This is a genomic window from Brevibacillus antibioticus, assembly GCF_005217615.1.
In the GTDB taxonomy this organism is placed as follows: Bacteria; Bacillota; Bacilli; order Brevibacillales; family Brevibacillaceae; genus Brevibacillus; species Brevibacillus antibioticus.
The window spans coordinates 3,713,029-3,732,500 of record NZ_SZNK01000001.1; the positions used below are offsets into that span (position 1 = coordinate 3,713,029).

The window sequence follows — 19,472 nt, forward strand, 5'->3', positions numbered from 1 at the left end:
GCCGTCTCCTCCTAGCAACTGGCGCAATCTGCGCCGAATATGATTATGACGTTCCCCTCATGTCGCCAACGTTCTGTCATCTGTTCAACAAACTTCCCACGTAGCGCAGCAGCTCATTTGCGCAAACCGGGCAATATTGATGCTCTTCGATAAGCCGCTTGGTAACCTCATTAATTTTCTTGAGCTGATGCTCATCCGGTGTTTTGTTCGAGGTCGTAATCTTGACGACATCCTTCAGATCAGCAAACAGCTTCTTCTCGATCGCTTCCCGCAGACGATCGTGCGTGCTGTAGTCAAAACGCTTCCCTTTACGCGCATAGGCGGAGATACGGATGAGAATTTCTTCACGGAAGGCCCGCTTGGCATTTTCCGAGATGCCAATTTGCTCCTCGATGGAACGCATCAGGCGCTCGTCTGGATCCATCTCCTCGCCTGTGACGGGGTCCCGAATTTTATTCTATGTTAAATGATATGCACTTTAAGTCCTCTCTCGCCTTCCCTTATTTTAAAGCCCTTTCCATTAAGTGGAGAGGGCTTTTTTCATAAATCATAAGCAAACCCGTCTCCTCAAAACAGGGACGGGTTTGCTATTTCTTGAATACATTCTGGCATGTCGTTTTTCGGACTGCCAACCATTGCTGGAACAGGGTAGGCTTTCATCTGTTCGTGATCATATGGTACAAGTAGCGATTGTAACAGATCAGCATCGAACTTTTCGCGATCTAACCATATTCCCTCGTCTTCCTGTCTCAGTATCACAGGCATCCGGTCATGAATTGGCCCTACAATCTCGTTTGGGCGTGTTGTGATGATAGTACAGGTATGCAACTTCTCGCCAGCTGGATTCATCCAGGTATCAAACAAACCCGCGAACGAGAACGGCTCTCCGTTTTTCATCATGATTCGCATCGGTTGTTTGCCCGATTCACGTTGCTCCCATTCATAAAAGCCGTCAGCTGGTATGATGCACCGTTTTCGCTCGAAAAGTCTTCGGAATGCCGGCTTTTGAGTTAACGTCTCAGCCCGCGCATTTATCATCTTGTACCCGCTCTTCTCATCTTGTGCCCACGAGGGAACTAATCCCCATTTCAACTGTCCAAGTCGCCGCTTACCTTGATCGGAAATAATAGCAGGGATTAATTGACCTGGAGCGATATTATATCGTGGCTGCATATCAAAAGGTATAACCTCGATTTGGAACCTTGCATTCCATAACTCAAGATTGGTCACTAGCGTAAAGCGTCCGCACATACTATCACCTCTAAGTACAATCATAGCCGAATGACTACTTGGTATACCAGCTCTAAGCAGTCAGAATGAAATCAACAAATACTGGTGATCGGAGCATACCACTTTTCGTCCAATTCCGCATTTTGGCAGTACTTTAATTTGATACAGGATGAAACGAAATCTCGATCCTCTCCGGTAACCAATGATTTCGCAACTCCGTAAAACGACTTCTTATGCGTAGAGCGCACGCCAAGATCAATGACACCTACGGGCCGACCATCATGGTGTGCGATCCAGCCAAAATCACCTTTTCTGTAGCCTGCGACCTGGACGTCTACATACGTATAATTGATGATCTTGATGAAATCGTCCCGTTAAACTAACCGGCAGGATAGTATAATCACTCAGCGAATCATTCTATACAATCCAATTTGCGAGTTCGTAAAAATGACGTTATAGAAGAGAGGAAAGTGACTCCAGACATGTATTATGCACGCTTAGTTTTCTTTGTAACTAATGACTATGACTTGGATATAGAAGAAGAACAATGTTTGTTTCAAACTGATAGTATTGTTTGTAAAGTGAAGATCGACCGTAGAATGGAAAACGTAAAAGTTATATTTTCGTACGGTGCGTTCAGTACTGAAGAAATTGCTAAACAAGAAGGAGAAAAGCTCTTTTATAATGTAAAAAAGGAATTTATTAGACGGGGGATTCCAATAAATATTTCTGGAGGACTCCGCATTCTTGATACACTCCAGACATCTTTTGATACTGGTGGTTTAACAAAGGTTGGCTTAGCCAATATTCATTTAAGGATTCCGGAATTGGTAAATACGACAGTGGAAAACGAAACTCTAGGATTGAGAATTTATCAATTAGACAAAGAAATTTCAGAGGTCAAATTCATATCACAGAGCATACAACTCAAAGTAAAAGTAAAGTTCCCTGATATAAAGTTGGAGGATTTTAAAGATAATGAAAAACTTAAAATAGCTTACTCTTTATTAAATTCTAGTAATGCAATTAACGACATAAGAGCTAGTTTTTTATTAAAAGTTAGTTCAATTGAATCGTTAGTTCCAGAGGACGAATATAAAGATACAAACTATTGTGATGTCATAAATCAAATTAATAAAATGATAACAATGAAAAATATTAAGGTTGAGCTACCAGATAATGAATTAGAGGGTATTATTCAAAAGGTAAAAGGTTCTGTTGGTGCTCTTAAGAAAAAATCCATTGGTGACAAGTGCAGAGACTTAATTCAGCATTGTAATATTCAAAAACAATATAAAAATATGGATGTATTTGCTTTTTTTAATGATTGTTACAAGTTAAGAAGTGAATTTGTACATACTGGGACTTTCAGAAATGAAGATGATGAAACTAAAAAAATACGCAATATGGAAATCTATTTGAGTGAATTGAATAGTTTAGTTCTTGATATTCTCGACTATTATGAAAAAAACATTATCTGATTGCATTTCAGATGCGTCTTGAACTTCGATGTCCGCTGGCTATCTTCATCGATTAGTGAAGCAAAGAACCCGCCTCTTTTTCTTATTGGCGGGTTCTTTGCTGCTGTATCCTCAGTACGCATACTATGCACGCCCTTGCGCTTGCTGTTTGGCGTCGTACAGATAATTGTTAAGCCGTACCTGACTTCAGCTTTAAGTTGCACCACATTATAGATACATTCTTCCTGTCTCCCTCGAACAGTAACAAGTACTCGGTATAAAAAACCGTCAGGAGACCTTTGTGAGTGTATCTTGCCACCGATGCGTCCAAACTGACTTCGATATTCGTGGTGTTTCCTCTCCGCCCACATCGATACCGTATCGAGCATGGGACGGTATGACATTTTGAGCTGATCCTGATTAAGACTTTCTGCATCAAAGGCGATAGCCTTAAAAAGCATGCCATACAATATCGTTTCGTGTAGTATCTCTCGCCATTGGTCAGGTTGAATCATTGTCGCTACACCCGCTCTACCTGCAGCATTTTTTCCAAGGGCACCCACCATACACCATCGACTCGAACAAGTTTGATCTTGTTCTCAATTCGGTCGATATCCTTGACCACTCCCCATTCTCGACGGATGCAGTCTTCAAGCCAGCTGACGTTGATCGCATAGTCTTTACGTACTGAGTCGTAAATCATGACGTTCATTTCAGCCAAGGCATCTGAATCGATGAGTGGTAACGGAGTTACTACAGGCTCATAGTGATGTTCATAGAGCAAATTCATGTGCAGTCTCCTCCACCAATCCAGCTTCAACCAGATCCCGAAGAATGTCTGGCGCACATCCAGGAATTACACCAGTACGGATATTACTGATAGCTATGAGATGCCTTGCAGTTAAAACGGGAACAGCTTGGAGTTGTCCATCAATCACTGCTTTGATTGTCTCCATGTTTATCACTCTTTTACGCGAGCGTTTGTTCCTATTTTATGAGAACACCATGCGAACGTGCAACCACAATTTTTTCCAAACAGGAAGCTGCAAAGGCTTAATTGTTTTTGCCAACAACAAATCAATAAATCCAAAAACCAAACGACAAATTTCGTCAATATAATCAGAACTTTAGTTGTATAATTATTCCACCCAAAGTTTTCCAATATAACTATTTGTAACAAAATAAAATAGATAACTGCATTCATTAATCAAATTCAAGATTGGAGGAATGTACATGGTAAGGTATTTCCTTGTTTTTCTGCTCAGTTGCGTCGTTTTCATCTCAGGATGTACACAAGAAAGTCAAACTGCAACGAATCAGGCTATCCCTGAAGGATTTGAGGCATTAACATTAACAGATCAGCAGAAAAAAGAGATTTTTGAAGCTGCGGAAAAAGTAGGGGTGGATAAAGTCTTTGTGCCCGCGTTTGTTAGTAAAGGACAGAAGTTAGAAAAGATTGAAACAAGTACGGAGCAGGTAAACTTCTTCATATTAATTTTTGCTGATGAGAATGAGAGTACTTACTTGGAGATTTTAGAGGCATCTGAGGAGATCTTGCTGGGTGGTGTTGTCATCGAAGAGACGGAGACTACAATAAACAACGATATTCCAGCCAAATGGATATCTTTTTCAAATCATAAAGACAATATCGAAGCAGCCTCGGCTGGATTATACTTTAAAAAGGATACGTCATTTATTCGAGTTAGGGAACAAAAAGACAATCAAACCTTTAGAGTTTCAAAATCTGTTGAAGAAATAGCTTCATCTTTACAACCTCTTACTAGATAAAAGAAAACCCAACGGGTTCGAGAATTCTATCCGTTGGGTTCTCCTTTATTAGACTTGGAATCCACCCGCGCTTCCATTTGATTCGCAAAAATCCACGGTGATGGTATTTCCGTTATTTAACTTCAGTGATTTATCAATACTGTATTGATACAAGTCGCGTGTTTTGAAATCCTCGTTGTTACTCCACGCTTTACACTGCCAAAAATAGGTGACATCATCGACAGTATTATTAATATGTTCTAAAACATAGTAACTTCCATATACACCAATTAAATATTTGTCTCCATTATCACGTTTGTAATTGCTCATTTCTTTTGCGATACCACTGAAGTAATCCTCAATCGCATCAAAATAATCTTTATTTCTGATATCCATGTCTACTGCAAAATAGATAGGCGTATCATATGGCTGACCAACTTCCTCTGCTTGTCGAATAGCACTCCTGCAAGCCTGCTTTCCGTTACTATACGTGAACTCATCAATATCACGTCCACCATTCTGATAAACAGCTACAATATTTAATCCAGCATTAGAAATGAGCCTTGCCTCTTCTCTGGTCAGACGCTTCCAATCCGACTCACCATAATAACGTCCGATAAATTTGTACCCCTCATCCTTAATAGCTCTCAAATTACTTTTCGTTGAGTTATTCTTACCTGCGTAATCAATGCCTTTCGCCATTTTTCATTTCTCCTTTTTAATGTGATAAGCAACAGTTTTTGACCGGTCATCGTCGCTTTCACCTATCTAGGTAAAAAACAGGGACAAAACGGAACAGCTTTTCTAAAAAAATTAAAAAAAGATTTTCACCCCCTGATTTTCTCAATAAACTGCGTCGTAATTTCTTGAATTCCCTCTTCTTTCGGTAGCTTGAGAAAACCAGCTAGGGAGTCAATTTCAGGTTGCATTTCCTCCAAGACTTTGAGTAACGCCTCGTTATCACCATTTTTTGCTTGCTCAGCTATTAGACTGAATGCGTGATTAGATAATTGTGCAGTTTCTTCAGGCTCCGATTTTTGCATTGATTCACTCCTCTTTCTCCCATGTGTAGGTCTTCTCCGACTTCTCTTGCTGTGAAGCCTTCCAATACGATCTTGCGAATGACGTGCCTTTCCTTTTCATTAGGGAGTTGCTGTAATAGCTCTTCAACAAAAAGGTTATCGTCGCTTCCGATCGTACTCTGCTGCCTTCCAAAGTCGTCCAGGATCGGGCATTCATTACGCAGCCTCTTTCTCTCTCGATTGTTCAGGTTCCAAGCAATGCGCCGCAGTATTTGTCTACACTCCTCTCTCGTCAATCAATCACCTGCTTTCCACTTAATTAATGTCAAACAAGAGCGTACGTTCGTTTTTCAAACAAAAAAATAGACGTACCAGATTCACACTGGCACGCCTCAACCCCCAATTGCTTATATCAATTTTACTAAATATTACAATTCGATTACTGAAAACGCCCGTTGTGTAAACTTTTGTAAATAAATGTATTTGCCCTATTGAGACAAACCTACGCTCTATGGAAGTACCTATTCAATCGCTTTTAGAATCTGCGTTTGTGCTTCCTCATCAATACCGATATAAGCGCCCGCGATAGCCAGCGTGCCCGTGACGATGAGCAACACTGATTCCTTGTGCTTTTTCAAAAAGTCTTTCATGAATTAACACTCCCTTTCAGCTTTACAATTTTATTTGATCCGTCCCATTCCACTTGTAAGCCGAGTACGCTAGCCAACTCCCGAGCAGGAGCATAAGCCGATCCATCAATCACCTTTTCATTCAGATCCTTCCCGTTCACGCGAACATCCTTCGTCTGTTCGATCCACTCCACTTTTCCACCATCAGCATTGGCTACCGCACGGACTGGCAGCATAGAAATGCCTTCCTGCAAAAAGCCAGTTGACGCGAGTAAAGTACCATTCAGACTGATAGCAACCGGAATCCGCTTAGGCTTATCCACTTTACCCACAGCTCTTTGCAAGAATTGTGAGTAATTTGTGCGGAATGTGTCCATCGGGAATGCAGGGCAGTTTTTCCACGCGTAGCCGGGGTACTCCTGGTGACCAAGCACCTGCTTCATGGAGTGAAGGCTTCCGTGTTGCGCATCCGATGTTTTTGTGGATACATTCACATTTTGTTCATCCGACTCATGCAAACAAATACAAGTCAACCGGACGATTTCTCGCCCGGTTGACTCTATCGATTACTTCACAGCTTCCTTCTTGCCAAAGAAAGTACGCAACGCCTTGTATACCTCGCCCTTTTCCCGAATGACACAATGCATGAATTTCGGCTCTTTGATGTGACGATACGCTGACATGAGGGTTGAATGACGATTGTACTGATTCACTTCGCCATAGCCGAACATGTTGCATCTCTCCATGAGCTCCTTTACCAGCTTCACGCAGCGCTCATTGTCAGACGTGAGATTGTCGCCATCGGAAAAATGGAACGGATAAATGTTGTACTGCGATGTCGGATAGCGACTATCAATGATCTCCAACGCTTTCTTGTAGGCTGAGGAGCAGATCGTTCCCCCGCTTTCCCCTTTCGAGAAAAAGGTGTCCTCTGTTACTTCCTTCGCATCCGTATGATGGGCAATGAAGACAATCTCGACCTTCTCGTACTTGGTGCGCAGAAAACGTACCATCCAGAAGAAAAAGCTGCGGGCGATATACTTTTCAAACACGCCCATACTTCCCGACGTATCCATCATCGCAATAATGACAGCATTGGAATGAGGCTTGATAATCTCTTCCCACGTCTTGAAGCGCAGGTCATCATCGGTGATCCCCAGCTCCATATCACTGTAGCCTGCCAGCGCATTTCGGCGGATGGCCGCGATCAGCGTACGTTTTTTATCTATGTTGCCCATTAGGCCTTTTTTCCTGACATCATTGAACCGAGTCTCTTCCACGACGATTTGTTCCTCATCTTTTTGTTGAAGGTTCGGCAGCTCCAGCTCGGCGAAAAGCATCTCCTGCAATTCTTCTACGCTGATTTCAGCCTCATAGTAGTCTACACCTGGCTGATCCCCTGCTCCTTGACCTTTTCCTGGCCCTTGCGCCGGATCGCCGTCACGGGCGACGACATCGCCTACTTTACTGTTTCCTTTACCTTGACCGCCATGTTTTCCCTTTTGGAAGTTAAAACGCAATCGGTATTCATCCAGGGAGCGAATAGGGATCTTAATGACTTCCCGACCATTCGACATGATGATGTTTTCTTCGCTGACGAGATCGGGCAGATTTTTTTTGATCGCTTCTTTCACTTTTTCCTGGTGTCGATTTTGGTCCTGGTACCCTTTGCGGTGCAGCGACCAGTCTTCCCGGGAGACAATGAACGATGATTCATCTTTCATGCCGTCTCCTCCTAGCAACTGGCGCAATCTGCGCCGAATATGATTATGACGTTGTCCTCATGTCGCCAACGTTCTGTCATCTGTTCAACAAACTTCCCACGTAGCGCAGCAGCTCATTTGCGCAAACCGGGCAATATTGATGCTCTTCGATAAGCCGCTTGGTAACTTCATTAATCTTCTTGAGCTGATGTTCATCCGGCGTTTTGTTCGAGGTCGTAATCTTGACCACATCCTTCAGATCGGCAAACAGCTTTTTCTCGATGGCTTCCCGCAGACGATCGTGCGTGCTGTAGTCAAAACGCTTCCCTTTACGCGCATAGGCCGAGATACGGATGAGAATTTCTTCACGGAAGGCCCGCTTGGCATTTTCCGAGATGCCAATTTGCTCCTCGATGGAACGCATCAGGCGCTCGTCTGGATCCATCTCCTCGCCTGTGACGGGGTCCCGAATTTTGTTCATATTGCAATAAGCTTCGACATTGTCCAAGTAATTGTCCATGAGCGTTTTTGCTGACTCTTCGTAGCTGTAGACAAATGCCTTTTGCACTTCTTTTTTAGCCAGCTCGTCGTATTCCTTGCGCGCAATGGAGATAAAGTTCATATACCGCTCCCGCTGCTCCTTGGTAATCGACGGATGCTGGTCAAAGCCTTCTTTTAGCGCACGAAGAATATCGAGTGCATTGATGCACTCGGTGTCGCGGCGAATCAGCGCACTGGAGATACGATTGATGACATATCGCGGATCAATACCGGACATCCCTTCATCAGCATGCTCGTTTCGTAGCTCTTCCAGATCGGCACCTTTGAAGCCTTCCACCGACTCGCCGTCATACAGCCGCATCTTTTTCAGCAGATCGGCCCCTTGTTTTTTCGATTCTTTCAGGCGCGTCATAATGGAAAAGACTGCCGCTGACCGGAGCGCATGCGGTGCAATATGCACATGCCCCAAGTCGGATTGCTTGATTAATTTCGCATATATTTTTTCTTCATCACTGACACGCAGATTATACGGCATCGGCATGACGATAATCCGAGATTGCAGTGCCTCATTTTTCTTATTCCCAATAAAAGCCTTGTACTCCGATTCGTTCGTATGCGCTACAATCAACTCATCTGCCGAAATGAGGGCAAAACGACCTGCCTTAAAGTTTCCTTCCTGTGTCAGCGACAGGAGATGCCACAAAAATTTCTCGTCGCATTTCAACATTTCCTGAAACTCCATCAATCCACGATTGGCTTTGTTCAGCTCCCCATCAAAGCGATAAGCACGAGGGTCGGACTCAGAGCCGTACTTCGTAATCGTCGAGAAGTCGATGCTTCCCGTCAAATCGGCAATGTCCTGTGACTTCGGATCGGAAGGGCTAAATGTACCGATCCCGACACGATTGGCTTCGGAAAACAAAATCCGGTGAACAGGGAAATGCTCGATGCACCCACCAAATTCGGATTCCAACCTCATCCGGTTATAGGGCGTCAATTCTCCTTCAATCTTGATTCCCAGCTCTTCTTCTATCTCTGGACGCAGCTCGTGCGGGATAAGATGTAGTGGTTCTTCGTGCATGGGGCAGCCATCGAGTGCATAGATCGCTCCGGCTTCCGTCCGAGAATACTCTTCCAGTCCTCGCTTGAGCATCGTCACGAGCGTAGACTTACCACCACTGACAGGTCCCATCAAGAGCAAGATGCGTTTGCGAACATCCAGACGCCGTGCAGCCGAGTGGAAATATTCCTCCACTAGGCGCTCCACTGAACGATCCAATCCGAAGATTTCACGACTAAAAAATTGATACGAACGTGAGCCGTCCTCGTTCTCTTCAACCCCCGCGCTTTTAATCATGTTGTAGACGCGTGAATGCGCCGTCTGGGCAATTTGCGGATTTTTACGTACCAGCTCCAAATATTCGCCGAATGTTCCTCTCCACATCAGGTTTTCTTCGCGGGCCCGGTGCTCAGCGATCCGTTTTAAAATGTCCATGTTCGACACTCCTCCCTCTTAAGCCCCTCTCTCTTCCCAACGCCAATGTAATCTCATGTATATGTCCGCCTGCGGTCACGCATTCACGTGCAAGCCGTTTTCTCCGGTTGCCAACAGGCTCTTACAGCCTTTACATATGTGTATGCGCGACATCAGCACAAGTTTCAGCAATCTTCCCATAAAAATACGGCACACTGCTTTTTTACCACTTGGTAGATTACGGAATTGTAAGGTTTAACGAGCGGAGCTGTAAGCTGATTCGATGGTTTGTAATCCCTACTCCCCTGTAAAATACAATCATAAGCAACATACACGGAAAGCCAATATGGATTGGCGTAAAATAACGGGAGGAACGAACATGGACATCCAAACAGAACGCATTCAAGTGAAAAAAGGACTTTATTTGACCGGCATCGCAACCTTGGTGATTCTTTCGGTATTTATTTACCAAGCAGTTACAGGAATGGAACTTGATACGGGAGAAATACTGAGTGTGCCGATATCGCTTACTGCTTTCTTAAAACTCGTGAATGACCATCGAAAATTGTCACTCACGTAGGTGTACAACAGCTTTAATTCGTTTGCAAAGTGGGCAGGCTACGCTATAATGAGAGTAGTTTGTTTACGAAAGGAGCTGTCAAACGTGGGTACATTTATCGTAGCATTGGTCTTCGGAGCTTTTCTGTTTTTCATGCTGACAGCTGGCTACAACGAGGACAAAACCTGGAACATGTAAGAATCATCCAGGGAAAAAAGCAGGCTGCCTACTGTGGCAACCTGCTTTTTTTGTTTTCTTGTTATTTCTTATTCTCTTTCTTTTCTGCTTTCTTCACTTCGATTTCAGCTTTGATTTCTTTTGCGCTCTTACCTGCTATGTCAACGCCCCACTTGGCCGCCTTTTCTTTCAGGTTCGCGAGCTGTTCTTGCTTCTTCGCTTCTTTTGCTGCCTTTTTCTCAGCGTTTTCTGCTTTTTTTGCTACTTTTGCTTCTTTAATAGCCGCTTTTACTTCCTTCGCTGTTTTACCTGCCGTATCAACGCCCAGCTTTACGGCCTTATCGTTTAGCTTGACGAGTTGTTCTTGCTTCTTCGCTTCTTTTGCCGCTTTTTTCTCAGCGTTTTCTGCTTTCTTTGCTGCTTTTGCTTCTTGAATGGCTGCTTTTACTACCTTATTTGTTTGATCCGTGGTTTCGACGCCCCATTTGGCAGCCTTCGCGTTCAGCTTTGCTCTGTTTTCTTCCCTTTTCTCCGCTTTCGAGTGCGTAACTGTAGAATCCGTTGCTTTATCCGCCGCAGTCACTACAGAGATACCGCTAAACAGCAAGGTAGCCATTACCAGGGACGAAACAAGTCTTTTCATGCAGATTTCCTCCCTTATTATGTAAAACGTGATCGTACACCCCTAGCCTACCTGATGATTTTGGGAAAAGTATGTGAAAAAGCAGGCTTAACCATTTTTTCAAACGGACAGCCTGCTTCTCATTTGTTAACCCACAAACACACCGCTTTTTTCAGAAATCGCCGTAAACAGCTCTTCTAATGATCCCCGCTGATCTACCTGATACTGAGGCTCACCACGGTCTTCCATCCAATTGGTTACCAGAAACGTTTTCATTCCCAGCTTGGATGCGACCATGTCCTCCTGCATGTGATTCCCGACCATGACACAGTCTGTCGGCTCAACCCCAAGCTTTTGGCAAATCTCTTTGTAATAACCAGGATTCGGCTTTGTGAAATGCGACTCCTCATAGACTGTAACCAACTCGAAATCATCCGGGGACATCCCAATCCAAGCGAGACGATGGTGAATCGCATCACGCGGGAAAACAGGATTCGTCGCTACTGCAACCCGAAATCCTTGCCCTTTGGCGGCAGCAATAATCTGCTTTGCCCATGGAGAAGGATACGTAAGGTGAGAAAGTGTCGGAAATACATCTCGATAAAACGAATCGAACAGAGGCCATATTTCCTCTCGCTCCCACTCACTGTGTTCCATAAAATGTTCGATAAAAACTTGCTCGTTCGTCTTGTCCGGCTCTTGGTTCATGATCATAGCCTTGGTCGCATCCCAAATCAACGCCAACAGCTTTTCGGTATCGTACTTATCTCCGACATGACGGCCTACTTCAACCAAGTAACTTTTGACAAAGGGTTCTGTCTGCATCTCTAATAACGTACCGTCCAAATCAAACAGGATGGTGTTCACAGTCATAATGAATCTCTCCCTCCCAAATGCCTTACGATAACGATGGAAAACCTAACTGGCGAAGTCCTTCAAACAAGACAATAGCTGCACAATTGGACAGGTTCACAGAACGGGTCGCGCCGCCCATCGGGATGCGAATAGTCTGTTCCCGATATTTTTCTGTCAGCTCTTCCGGCAAGCCCGTCGTCTCCTTGCCCAAGATAATGTAGTCGCCATCTCGGAAAGAAACGTCCGTATACAACTTTTCCCCCCAAGTCTCCACAAAGTAAAAGGTGCCCGCACCGTCTCCTTGTGCCGCAGCAAAATGCTCAAAGCTCTCATGATGGTGGACATTAACCGCATGCCAATAATCGAGACCAGCCCGCTTCAGATAGCGATCGTCCGTTGAAAATCCGAGCGGATGAATCAGATGTAAATGGGCTCCTGTCGCTGCACAGGAACGGGCGATATTTCCCGTATTGGCAGGGATGAGCGGCTCATGCAAAACAATATGTAACGGCATATCTGAAAATCTCCTTGTAAATTGCGAACTTGTTACCTGTACACGTCTTATTATACCACCGTACCCAGCTTCTGTAACAAATGGAGTGCCTGCTGCATCTAATCAGAAAACTTTAGCAATGAAAGGAGTGATGATTAGATGGGGATACCCATTTCATTTGGGCGACGCCTTGTCGCACATGTAAGCCTACTGAGTTTGATCCTGTTAGGCGTCAGTTGGATGTGGGCTGATTTTTCTTCGTTTCCTCCCCTAGAAACATGGAGCATGATTCTCGGCTATCTCTCATTTATTTTGATTGGCTGCACCTTATTGATCGGTCCACTCCAGTCCTGGCTCCCTGCTCGCTGGATGGCTATCAACTTGTCCATCCGCCGAGATATCGGCATATGGGCTGGACTAACGGGACTGCTGCACGTCATTCTTGTGCTCGTCCTTTTTGAGAGTGAGCCTCGCCTGATGATCCTACAAGAAAACCGTTCTGAAAAGACTGATGGATGGCTGGGTCTGTTCTTTTTCGCTTCCTCTGATCTGACCATGTGGCCATCTCCCAACTGGACCCTCGCAGGCGTAGCGAACTATCTTGGGCTGCTTGCTTTTTTCATTCTACTAGCCCTGTGGCTGACTTCTTCTGCACGCGCAGAAAAATGGCTGGGTGGCTCCAGTTGGAAAAGGCTTCATCTCGCCAATCCATGGCTTTTTGTCATCGTCTTGTTCCATGGCTTGATTTACATCCATTCCATCAAAGGAGAACCGCATACCTTTTCAGACATGCTCGTTTTCGCAGCAATGATTTGGGTGATTCGCAGCATCTCTTTTATACAAAGAGCTTTTTTTCGCAAGCGGTAATTACCCCCCTCTTATATGAAAGAAGGCATAACGCATTTTGGGCGTATAGGCAGTGGAATCCTCATATGCCCAATAACGCATGCTGCTATCTGTCGTATGGGCGTTCACTAACGGCATCTGATTCGGGTCTTTTGCGACCACAATCGTATTGTGCTGAAAACGCCCATCCCCGTTAAAATCATAACAAATGATATCACCTGGGACCAACTCGGCAGCTGAGCTTTTCGTAACCGCCCGCATAGGTGGTCCACCCGATTTCAAAAGCAAATACAAGCTATGCGCTACCGTCCAGCTATAGCTCCAAGAGGAGCCTTTTCCCGCGCGAATCCACCAGCCCTTGCCCAGCTCTTTCGACATCAGCATAGGGATTCCGCCAGCATGTAAACATTGCGAAATAAAATTCGTGCAGTCATCCGTAAAACGAGGATAGACGGGATTAGTCGTGTTCCAGTAGCGTTCCGCATACGCGACTGCATTTGCAGGGTTATAGCCTCCCGCACCATGCACAACCAGCATAGGCTGATCAAGGGCATCCTCGACGCCTGACACAACGATGATAGGCTCTTCCTCTTCCTCTACCACCAATTTTTGATCACCGTTCGACTCCCTTGCCCCGATAATCGACCACTTTTCATTCGTCTTGAGCAACTGAAGCTGAAAAAATCGTTTGTTTGCCTCTTTATACTTGGTATGCTTGATTCCTAGGGTTTTATTTTCTTGCCATTGAACCGTTATTTCCATAGTGGTATCGGTATCTACCCAGCACATAGGCGTTACTTGTCCCTGGACAGCTAATAAATTGACTCCCCGCTCCTCGGCTCTCCGCTTCTCCCGATTCAGTCGATCCCATTCTTCTTGTACGCCGGACTCTCTTGTGCAATAAAAAGGCAGCAGCCGCTCATACTTTCCGTCCATAGATGACTGGTGAACTACTTGAAAGTATTGCTGAATAAATTCACGCCACTCCACTTTCCTTTCCTCCTCTCTGCCTCCAGACTGCGACATAGACCCATGAACCATTCATCTCAATGAAGAATATGTCACTCGTGGAGCATTCAGAAGAAAAAGAAAAGCTGCCCGAGCAAGCAGACAGCTTATTTGGAAGAAGCGTGGGCAAATAGTGGACCTTCTTCTAAGGAAAGCAAGTATTCTTTAATGGATAAGCCACCCCCGTATCCAACCAAGGCACCATTCGAGCCAATGACACGATGGCACGGTATAATGACAGGAATCGGATTGCGATTGTTCGCACCGCCAATGGCCCGAACAGCTTTCGCCGCTCCAATAGCCAAGGCAATATCTTTATAAGAACGAGTTTCTCCATAGGGGATGTTAGATAGCTCATTCCATACAGCCTTTTGAAAGGGAGTACCGTACAATACGGTTGGAACATCAAACGCCTTGCGCTTGCCTGCAAAATACTCTTCTAGCTGTATTTTTGCAGGCTCATTGAGCGCATCGTTACGCGTTGGGGTAATTCCTACGAACGTTTTTTTGCACCAGCGCACCAGAGGCGCCAATCCGTCTTGTTCATTGGCAAACTGAATGTAGCACAGCCCTTCTTCTGTAGAAGCCAAGAGCAATGGTCCAATCGGTGAATCCATCATGCTATAGCCTAATTCCTTTGCCATTTTACGTCCTCCCTCTCACATTCAAACTAAGCCTGTGCACGAATCATGCTCATGCCTTTTTCTATCTCTTCCACCACTTCTGGTGATGCCTCTTTTGTTTTTGCGGTAATGAGCGCCCCTTGTGCCTGCTCTCCCCCGATTTTTCCAAGCGCCCACGCAGCAGTTCCACGGATGACTGGACGAGGGTCCTCGAATAAAAGACGCTCCAAATGAGGAACAGCCGTCCGATCCTTGAAATGTGCAAGCGCTAGTATGGCATTGCGCTGAATGGGCTTTTTGCCCCGCCAAGATGAAGAGGATTGGCCAAACTTTTCCTTGAACTCCTTATTGCTCATCTGAAGCAGAGGAATCAACAAAGGCTTGGCAATCTCCGGATCAGGCTGAAATTCAGCATGATGGTCGTTGTCGATGCGACGATTCTTCGGACATACCGTCTGACAAGTGTCGCAACCATACAACCGATTCCCGATTTTCCCGCGGAATTCATCGGGAATAAAGTCTTTCACCTGTGTCAAATAAGCTACACATCGCTGTGCATCAAGCTGCCCTCCCTGAATCAAGGCACCGGTCGGACAAGCGTCTACACATATATTGCAGTCACCACAGCCCTCTTCGATCGGCAGGTCGCTTGGCAACGGAAGATTCGTTACCAGTTCCCCCAAGTACACCCACGATCCGAACTCCGGCGTTATGACGGCGCAGTTTTTTCCTACAAACCCAATCCCAGCCCGCTCGGCAACCGCACGATCAGACAATGCTCCCGTGTCCACCATGGATTCGATCCGAGCCCCTGGCTCCAGCTCCATAATAAATCGAGTCAGCTTGTCCAGCTTGTCGCGCAGAACGTGATGGTAATCAGTTCCCCATGCAGCACGGCATAAGATTCCCCGATACGCACCAGGCTCTGACTTTGGTGGATTTTTGAGCTTGGATGGATAGGCCAGTGCTATAGAAATCAGCGAACGTGCCCCGTCCAACAACAATTCCGGGTTCGTCCTCTTTTCTAAATCAGGCTCTTCAAATCCAGATTCATAACCCTTTTCCCGGTGTACAAGAAGCCGTTCTTTTAAGGTCGTGAATGGATCGGCACTGGCAAACCCAATCTTATCGATTCCGATTTCCTTGGCATAGTCAATGATGGACTGCTTTGTCTGCTCCCAGTACTGCAAGTCGTTCACAGTTGTTTAATCGCTCCTGTCGCCAATTCGTCGCAGCGGTTGTTCCATTTGTTGTCGGCGTGTCCTTTGACTTTTACGTACTCTACCTTGTGAGTGTCCATCAATTGCAGCAGTTCTTTCCATAAGTCCTGATTTTCAACCTGCTGGCCTTTGCTGTTTTTCCAGCCGTTTTTCAGCCAGCCTTTATACCAGCCTTGTTTGAAGCAGTTAACCAAGTATGCACTGTCGCTATACAGCGTCACCTTACAAGGCTCCTTCAATGTAGAGAGCGCCTTGATGGCTGCCAACAGCTCCATTCTGTTATTCGTTGTATGCGGTTCGGCACCGGACATTTCCTTGATGTGTTGGCCGTACATCAGTACAGCTCCCCAACCACCTGGTCCTGGATTGCCGGAACAAGCTCCGTCTGTATAAATTTCAACCTCACGCATCGTCATCGTCAGGATTTCCCTCCTCTGTTCTCTTCTATTGTATCGAAGCTTAGTCGCTTCCACAAAAATTTTTTGTTATACTACCAAAAATAGGTTTAGTAAGGAGTGTCTATAGATGAAAGTTCAGCTAGATTGTTCCGTGTCCGAGCGTCTGCCGCAATTTTCTCTCGGCATATTACAATACAACAATGCTTCCGTAAGTGACTCCCCCAAAATGTTGCAGGGACGCATTAATTATTATGTGGAGAGCTTGCGGCTGGATCACGACACTGCAAACCTGACAGAAATCGAAGGCGTCCGCGAGTGGAGGGCCTGCTTTAAGCAAGTTGGCATTGATCCGTCCAGATACCGCCCTTCCTCAGAAGCATTACTGCGTCGTCTGCTGCAAGGAAATCCTTTTTTCTGGATTAATAGCGCTGTTGATGTTAATAATTTTTTCTCCGTTTTGCATGCGCTTCCTTTTGGGATTTATGACGTCAATCACTTAGCGGGTGATATCACTTGTCGTCTTGGCCACGCCAATGATGCCTATGAAGGATTAAATGGACGCGAAGTCAACATGGAAGGAAAACTGCTACTCGCTGATGGCAACGGAGCATTTGGGAGTCCCATTGTTGATTCCAAGCGTTCATGCGTGACGGAACAAAGCAGCACGCTCCTCCAAGTCATCTTTTTCCATGAAAAAATGGAACAATCTAAAAAAGAAGAAATCGTAGGTTCAGTTGGTCGCATGTTTACGGAAATCAACGGTGGCGAGCTGACTCACTTCTCTATTGTTACCGCCTAAGAAAAAGACGGCCCATCATGCAACTTGGCCGTCTTTTTTTACGCTATCTTCTTCCTTTTTTCTAAAAACAATATGCTCCAGGACTAGGCACACAATAACTCCGAGCAATAAGCCATTGCCGAACAAAAAGCTGACTAGTGCAGGAAGTTGCTGCCAAGCTATAGCAGGTACGAACATGACTCCGATCCCGATCAGCAGCGAGCTGCCCCCAACAATAATCGTACGTTCGTCCATCTTCACATTTACGTAATCCTTCAAGCCGAAGCCAAGCAGTTGCGTATAGGAAATGAACATCGCCGCATATGCCACTGGAGTAGGTAAAGCTGCCAAAAAATGAGCAACAGTGGGAATCAGCCCAATCAGCATCATCCCCAGCATCGCTATCACAAATGGAAGGCGCGAAGCCATTTTCGTCGTTTGAATAACCGCTGCTGCCAAAGAAAGTGGAATCATACCAACCACACCGCTCAAGCCCGATAGTAAATGGGATACCCCTGTAAAAATACCACCGCGATTGTACTGCTTTTCAGTAGGTACAGTGTCTGTCGCTTTTCCCATGACCGACAAACTCGTCATGAGATTTGTCAACAGAACGAATCCTGTCAGCATACTCGTTAATACAACGCCCCAATCCCAGCGTGGGGGTCCCCAAAAGAAAATCGAAGGCCATGAAAATAATTGCTCAGTAGGTCGAACTGGTTCTGTCCATCCAAGAAGCGCGTACACGATCCAGCCCCCAACCATGCCAAACAAAACGGCAAAACTGGAGAAGCGCTTCGTTCGCATAATGAACACAACAAGTGCTACGATCCCTATGGACACAAGTGCTACACCCGGTTGTACCTCTTTTGAATGCTGAAAACCAATACCGAGCATGCCCGTGAGAATATTACTACACAAAGAAACAGCAAGCAAAATCATATACGTTCCTGAAACCAGCGGCGTAAACCACCTCTGTAATTTTCCAATCCATCCTAATAAGCCAAAAATGAAAAAGAGTAGACCTGCTAATATCATACCCACTTGAAAGGATTGACCAATTTCTTGTGGATGGAGACCCATGCTCGTTCCGAGTTGAGCCAAAATGATAAAGATCCCCCACCATAATCCAGCGGGTCCTTCTATCATCGGATAGCGGTGTCCAATCCATACTTGCAGTAGTGACGCGAGTCCAATGTAAAACATGGTCTGCTGCATCAGCCTTCCCATTTCATCAGCCTGCAAGCCGTACATATCTCCAATCATTAGTGGTACCGCTACACTGCTGGAAACAGTTACGATCATCCATTGTAATACGGACAGCGTCGTGATCCCCATTGGGGGTTTATCTTGTAGTTTGTAAAACACCTCAACCACCTCGTCCTGTTACTTACACACGTTGTCTATTTATCCTGTCTACACTATGCGCCGATCAAAGCAGAAAAAAACCCCAATCATCAAGAAATCTTGACATTCAGGGTTAGCTTGTAAATGTATGGTGCCGGTGAAGGGACTTGAACCCCCACGGTTTCCCTCACGATTTTGAGTCGCGCGCGTCTGCCATTCCGCCACACCGGCAAATACTTTGGAGGAGGCACCCGGATTTGAACCGGGGGTGAGGGTTTTGCAGACCCGTGCCTTACCACTTGGCTATGCCTCCATGATATAAGGTGAAACAATTTGAGAAATGGAGCGGACGAAGGGTCTCGAACCCTCGACCTTCGCCTTGGCAAGGCGACGCTCTACCAATTGAGCTACGTCCGCATTTTAATGGCTGGGGTACTAGGATTTGAACCTAGGAATGACGGAGTCAAAGTCCGTTGCCTTACCGCTTGGCTATACCCCAATAAGTAATCCCCAACTATAAATTTATGGGGCGATCGATGGGACTTGAACCCACGAGTGCCGGAGCCACAATCCGGTGCGTTAACCCCTTCGCCACGACCGCCATGATTACTACTATTGTCTTAAAAAATGGCAGGGGCAGTAGGAATCGAACCCACACCAAAGGTTTTGGAGACCTTCGTTCTACCGTTAAACTATGCCCCTATAAAGGTGGCTCGGGACGGAATCGAACCGCCGACACGAGGATTTTCAGTCCTCTGCT

24 protein-coding genes, 7 tRNA genes and 1 pseudogene (1 of these 32 running past the window's edge) are annotated in these 19,472 nt (G+C 45.5%); 5 read left to right on the plus strand and 27 right to left on the minus strand.

Features of this window, described 5'->3' with window-relative positions; all coding sequences use genetic code 11:
* Window positions 1–76: 76 nt before the first annotated feature.
* Window positions 77–454, minus strand: a pseudogene (locus E8L90_RS17445) (protein prkA); the annotation flags it as partial.
* 113 nt (window positions 455–567) lie between these two features.
* On the minus strand, window positions 568–1,251 hold the full coding sequence (locus E8L90_RS17450; RefSeq protein WP_137033497.1) for an SOS response-associated peptidase: 684 nt from the start codon (window positions 1,249–1,251) through the stop codon (window positions 568–570).
* Between the two features lie 449 nt (window positions 1,252–1,700).
* Between E8L90_RS17450 and E8L90_RS17460 the strand changes: the two genes are divergently transcribed.
* Window positions 1,701–2,711: a HEPN domain-containing protein gene (locus E8L90_RS17460; RefSeq protein ID WP_142495170.1), complete on the plus strand. Its 1,011-nt coding sequence runs from the start codon at window positions 1,701–1,703 to the stop codon at window positions 2,709–2,711.
* Here E8L90_RS17460 and E8L90_RS17465 read toward each other — a convergent pair.
* From E8L90_RS17465 to E8L90_RS17475, 3 genes are read right to left on the minus strand one after another with little or no spacing between them, the layout of a single operon-like run.
* Entirely contained in the window at window positions 2,690–3,205 is a 516-nt protein-coding gene (locus E8L90_RS17465; protein WP_137030550.1) for a YhjD family protein, read from the minus strand. The two genes, E8L90_RS17460 and E8L90_RS17465, sit on opposite strands and share 22 nt — an antisense overlap.
* Before the next feature lie 5 nt (window positions 3,206–3,210).
* On the minus strand, window positions 3,211–3,480 hold the full coding sequence (locus tag E8L90_RS17470) for a YolD-like family protein (protein ID WP_137030551.1): 270 nt from the start codon (window positions 3,478–3,480) through the stop codon (window positions 3,211–3,213).
* Entirely contained in the window at window positions 3,464–3,646 is a 183-nt protein-coding gene (locus tag E8L90_RS17475) for a hypothetical protein (protein WP_137030552.1), read from the minus strand. Before E8L90_RS17475 ends, E8L90_RS17470 begins: the two co-directional genes overlap by 17 nt.
* Before the next feature lie 277 nt (window positions 3,647–3,923).
* On the opposite strand from E8L90_RS17475, the gene E8L90_RS17480 reads away from it, so the two are divergent.
* Window positions 3,924–4,478, plus strand: a complete 555-nt coding sequence (locus E8L90_RS17480) for a hypothetical protein (RefSeq protein ID WP_137030553.1) — start codon at window positions 3,924–3,926, stop codon at window positions 4,476–4,478.
* A 48-nt stretch (window positions 4,479–4,526) separates the two neighbouring features.
* Here E8L90_RS17480 and E8L90_RS17485 read toward each other — a convergent pair whose 3' ends face one another.
* The 7 genes from E8L90_RS17485 to E8L90_RS17510 all read right to left on the minus strand — a co-directional run bounded on the left by E8L90_RS17485 (window position 4,527) and on the right by E8L90_RS17510 (window position 9,807).
* Window positions 4,527–5,159, minus strand: a complete 633-nt coding sequence (locus tag E8L90_RS17485) for a DUF1906 domain-containing protein (protein WP_137030554.1) — start codon at window positions 5,157–5,159, stop codon at window positions 4,527–4,529.
* A 125-nt stretch (window positions 5,160–5,284) separates the two neighbouring features.
* On the minus strand, window positions 5,285–5,500 hold the full coding sequence (locus E8L90_RS17490) for a hypothetical protein (RefSeq protein ID WP_137030555.1): 216 nt from the start codon (window positions 5,498–5,500) through the stop codon (window positions 5,285–5,287).
* Window positions 5,443–5,775, minus strand: coding sequence for an RNA polymerase sigma factor (locus E8L90_RS31415; RefSeq protein ID WP_137030556.1), 333 nt, complete (start codon window positions 5,773–5,775; stop codon window positions 5,443–5,445). Before E8L90_RS31415 ends, E8L90_RS17490 begins: the two co-directional genes overlap by 58 nt.
* A gap of 225 nt (window positions 5,776–6,000) precedes the next feature.
* Window positions 6,001–6,129: a hypothetical protein gene (locus tag E8L90_RS31125; protein WP_279633658.1), complete on the minus strand. Its 129-nt coding sequence runs from the start codon at window positions 6,127–6,129 to the stop codon at window positions 6,001–6,003.
* Entirely contained in the window at window positions 6,126–6,602 is a 477-nt protein-coding gene (locus tag E8L90_RS17500; RefSeq protein ID WP_244297276.1) for a copper amine oxidase N-terminal domain-containing protein, read from the minus strand. The genes E8L90_RS31125 and E8L90_RS17500 overlap by 4 nt, the downstream gene beginning before the upstream one ends.
* A gap of 72 nt (window positions 6,603–6,674) precedes the next feature.
* Window positions 6,675–7,832 carry a sporulation protein YhbH gene (gene yhbH, locus E8L90_RS17505; protein ID WP_017251936.1) on the minus strand — a complete coding sequence of 386 codons (1,158 nt, stop codon included), beginning with the start codon at window positions 7,830–7,832 and terminating at the stop codon, window positions 6,675–6,677.
* A 76-nt stretch (window positions 7,833–7,908) separates the two neighbouring features.
* The gene (locus tag E8L90_RS17510) at window positions 7,909–9,807 is read right to left on the minus strand and encodes a PrkA family serine protein kinase (protein WP_137030557.1); all 1,899 of its coding nucleotides are present in this window, start codon (window positions 9,805–9,807) and stop codon (window positions 7,909–7,911) included.
* Window positions 9,808–10,165: 358 nt separating this feature from the next.
* Between E8L90_RS17510 and E8L90_RS17515 the strand changes: the two genes are divergently transcribed.
* Window positions 10,166–10,366: a hypothetical protein gene (locus tag E8L90_RS17515; protein ID WP_137030558.1), complete on the plus strand. Its 201-nt coding sequence runs from the start codon at window positions 10,166–10,168 to the stop codon at window positions 10,364–10,366.
* Window positions 10,367–10,604: 238 nt separating this feature from the next.
* On the opposite strand, the gene E8L90_RS17520 is transcribed toward E8L90_RS17515, so the two are convergent.
* The 3 genes from E8L90_RS17520 to trmL form a co-directional block, all read right to left on the minus strand.
* A complete protein-coding gene (locus E8L90_RS17520) occupies window positions 10,605–11,165 on the minus strand; it encodes a hypothetical protein (protein WP_137030559.1) in 561 nt (186 codons plus the stop codon).
* A gap of 126 nt (window positions 11,166–11,291) precedes the next feature.
* On the minus strand, window positions 11,292–12,017 hold the full coding sequence (locus E8L90_RS17525; RefSeq protein WP_137030560.1) for an HAD family hydrolase: 726 nt from the start codon (window positions 12,015–12,017) through the stop codon (window positions 11,292–11,294).
* Between the two features lie 25 nt (window positions 12,018–12,042).
* A complete protein-coding gene (gene trmL, locus E8L90_RS17530; RefSeq protein WP_137030561.1) occupies window positions 12,043–12,513 on the minus strand; it encodes a tRNA (uridine(34)/cytosine(34)/5-carboxymethylaminomethyluridine(34)-2'-O)-methyltransferase TrmL in 471 nt (156 codons plus the stop codon).
* A gap of 138 nt (window positions 12,514–12,651) precedes the next feature.
* On the opposite strand from trmL, the gene E8L90_RS17535 reads away from it, so the two are divergent.
* Window positions 12,652–13,359, plus strand: a complete 708-nt coding sequence (locus E8L90_RS17535; protein ID WP_137030562.1) for a ferric reductase-like transmembrane domain-containing protein — start codon at window positions 12,652–12,654, stop codon at window positions 13,357–13,359.
* Here the strand turns inward: E8L90_RS17535 and E8L90_RS17540 are convergent, their stop codons facing one another.
* From E8L90_RS17540 to rnhA, 4 genes are all read right to left on the minus strand, one after another.
* Window positions 13,360–14,328 carry an amidase domain-containing protein gene (locus E8L90_RS17540; RefSeq protein ID WP_137030563.1) on the minus strand — a complete coding sequence of 323 codons (969 nt, stop codon included), beginning with the start codon at window positions 14,326–14,328 and terminating at the stop codon, window positions 13,360–13,362.
* A gap of 125 nt (window positions 14,329–14,453) precedes the next feature.
* Window positions 14,454–14,990 carry a methylated-DNA--[protein]-cysteine S-methyltransferase gene (locus tag E8L90_RS17545; RefSeq protein ID WP_137030564.1) on the minus strand — a complete coding sequence of 179 codons (537 nt, stop codon included), beginning with the start codon at window positions 14,988–14,990 and terminating at the stop codon, window positions 14,454–14,456.
* A gap of 26 nt (window positions 14,991–15,016) precedes the next feature.
* Entirely contained in the window at window positions 15,017–16,168 is a 1,152-nt protein-coding gene (queG, locus tag E8L90_RS17550; RefSeq protein WP_137030565.1) for a tRNA epoxyqueuosine(34) reductase QueG, read from the minus strand.
* Window positions 16,165–16,599 carry a ribonuclease HI gene (gene rnhA / locus E8L90_RS17555; protein ID WP_186380639.1) on the minus strand — a complete coding sequence of 145 codons (435 nt, stop codon included), beginning with the start codon at window positions 16,597–16,599 and terminating at the stop codon, window positions 16,165–16,167. The genes queG and rnhA overlap by 4 nt, the downstream gene beginning before the upstream one ends.
* Before the next feature lie 115 nt (window positions 16,600–16,714).
* Between rnhA and E8L90_RS17560 the strand changes: the two genes are divergently transcribed.
* A complete protein-coding gene (locus tag E8L90_RS17560) occupies window positions 16,715–17,386 on the plus strand; it encodes a B3/B4 domain-containing protein (protein ID WP_137030567.1) in 672 nt (223 codons plus the stop codon).
* A gap of 15 nt (window positions 17,387–17,401) precedes the next feature.
* Here the strand turns inward: E8L90_RS17560 and E8L90_RS17565 are convergent, their stop codons facing one another.
* The 8 genes from E8L90_RS17565 to E8L90_RS17600 all read right to left on the minus strand — a co-directional run.
* The gene (locus E8L90_RS17565; protein WP_137030568.1) at window positions 17,402–18,733 is read right to left on the minus strand and encodes a purine/pyrimidine permease; all 1,332 of its coding nucleotides are present in this window, start codon (window positions 18,731–18,733) and stop codon (window positions 17,402–17,404) included.
* 128 nt (window positions 18,734–18,861) lie between these two features.
* Window positions 18,862–18,943, minus strand: a tRNA-Leu gene (locus E8L90_RS17570).
* Window positions 18,944–18,951: 8 nt separating this feature from the next.
* A tRNA-Cys gene (locus E8L90_RS17575) sits at window positions 18,952–19,025 on the minus strand.
* Window positions 19,026–19,053: 28 nt separating this feature from the next.
* Window positions 19,054–19,129 (minus strand) — tRNA-Gly (locus tag E8L90_RS17580).
* Window positions 19,130–19,136: 7 nt separating this feature from the next.
* A tRNA-Gln gene (locus E8L90_RS17585) sits at window positions 19,137–19,211 on the minus strand.
* A gap of 26 nt (window positions 19,212–19,237) precedes the next feature.
* Window positions 19,238–19,313 (minus strand) — tRNA-His (locus tag E8L90_RS17590).
* Between the two features lie 27 nt (window positions 19,314–19,340).
* A tRNA-Trp gene (locus E8L90_RS17595) sits at window positions 19,341–19,414 on the minus strand.
* Between the two features lie 7 nt (window positions 19,415–19,421).
* Window positions 19,422–19,472, minus strand: a tRNA-Phe gene (locus tag E8L90_RS17600) (it continues 22 nt past the right edge of the window).

Excerpts from the sequence above, each read along its gene's own strand:
- E8L90_RS17450 (WP_137033497.1), bottom strand. The coding sequence starts at position 1,251 with ATGTGCGGACGCTTTACGCTAGTGACCAATCTTGAGTTATGGAATGCA.
- E8L90_RS17465 (WP_137030550.1), bottom strand. The coding sequence starts at position 3,205 with ATGATTCAACCTGACCAATGGCGAGAGATACTACACGAAACGATATTG.
- E8L90_RS17470 (WP_137030551.1), bottom strand. The coding sequence starts at position 3,480 with ATGAATTTGCTCTATGAACATCACTATGAGCCTGTAGTAACTCCGTTA.
- E8L90_RS17475 (WP_137030552.1), bottom strand. The coding sequence starts at position 3,646 with ATGGAGACAATCAAAGCAGTGATTGATGGACAACTCCAAGCTGTTCCC.
- E8L90_RS17480 (WP_137030553.1), top strand. The coding sequence starts at position 3,924 with ATGGTAAGGTATTTCCTTGTTTTTCTGCTCAGTTGCGTCGTTTTCATC.
- E8L90_RS17485 (WP_137030554.1), bottom strand. The coding sequence starts at position 5,159 with ATGGCGAAAGGCATTGATTACGCAGGTAAGAATAACTCAACGAAAAGT.
- E8L90_RS17490 (WP_137030555.1), bottom strand. The coding sequence starts at position 5,500 with ATGCAAAAATCGGAGCCTGAAGAAACTGCACAATTATCTAATCACGCA.
- E8L90_RS31125 (WP_279633658.1), bottom strand. The coding sequence starts at position 6,129 with ATGAAAGACTTTTTGAAAAAGCACAAGGAATCAGTGTTGCTCATCGTC.
- yhbH (WP_017251936.1), bottom strand. The coding sequence starts at position 7,832 with ATGAAAGATGAATCATCGTTCATTGTCTCCCGGGAAGACTGGTCGCTG.
- E8L90_RS17510 (WP_137030557.1), bottom strand. The coding sequence starts at position 9,807 with ATGGACATTTTAAAACGGATCGCTGAGCACCGGGCCCGCGAAGAAAAC.
- E8L90_RS17515 (WP_137030558.1), top strand. The coding sequence starts at position 10,166 with ATGGACATCCAAACAGAACGCATTCAAGTGAAAAAAGGACTTTATTTG.
- E8L90_RS17520 (WP_137030559.1), bottom strand. The coding sequence starts at position 11,165 with ATGAAAAGACTTGTTTCGTCCCTGGTAATGGCTACCTTGCTGTTTAGC.
- E8L90_RS17525 (WP_137030560.1), bottom strand. The coding sequence starts at position 12,017 with ATGACTGTGAACACCATCCTGTTTGATTTGGACGGTACGTTATTAGAG.
- trmL (WP_137030561.1), bottom strand. The coding sequence starts at position 12,513 with ATGCCGTTACATATTGTTTTGCATGAGCCGCTCATCCCTGCCAATACG.
- E8L90_RS17535 (WP_137030562.1), top strand. The coding sequence starts at position 12,652 with ATGGGGATACCCATTTCATTTGGGCGACGCCTTGTCGCACATGTAAGC.
- E8L90_RS17545 (WP_137030564.1), bottom strand. The coding sequence starts at position 14,990 with ATGGCAAAGGAATTAGGCTATAGCATGATGGATTCACCGATTGGACCA.
- rnhA (WP_186380639.1), bottom strand. The coding sequence starts at position 16,599 with ATGCGTGAGGTTGAAATTTATACAGACGGAGCTTGTTCCGGCAATCCA.
- E8L90_RS17560 (WP_137030567.1), top strand. The coding sequence starts at position 16,715 with ATGAAAGTTCAGCTAGATTGTTCCGTGTCCGAGCGTCTGCCGCAATTT.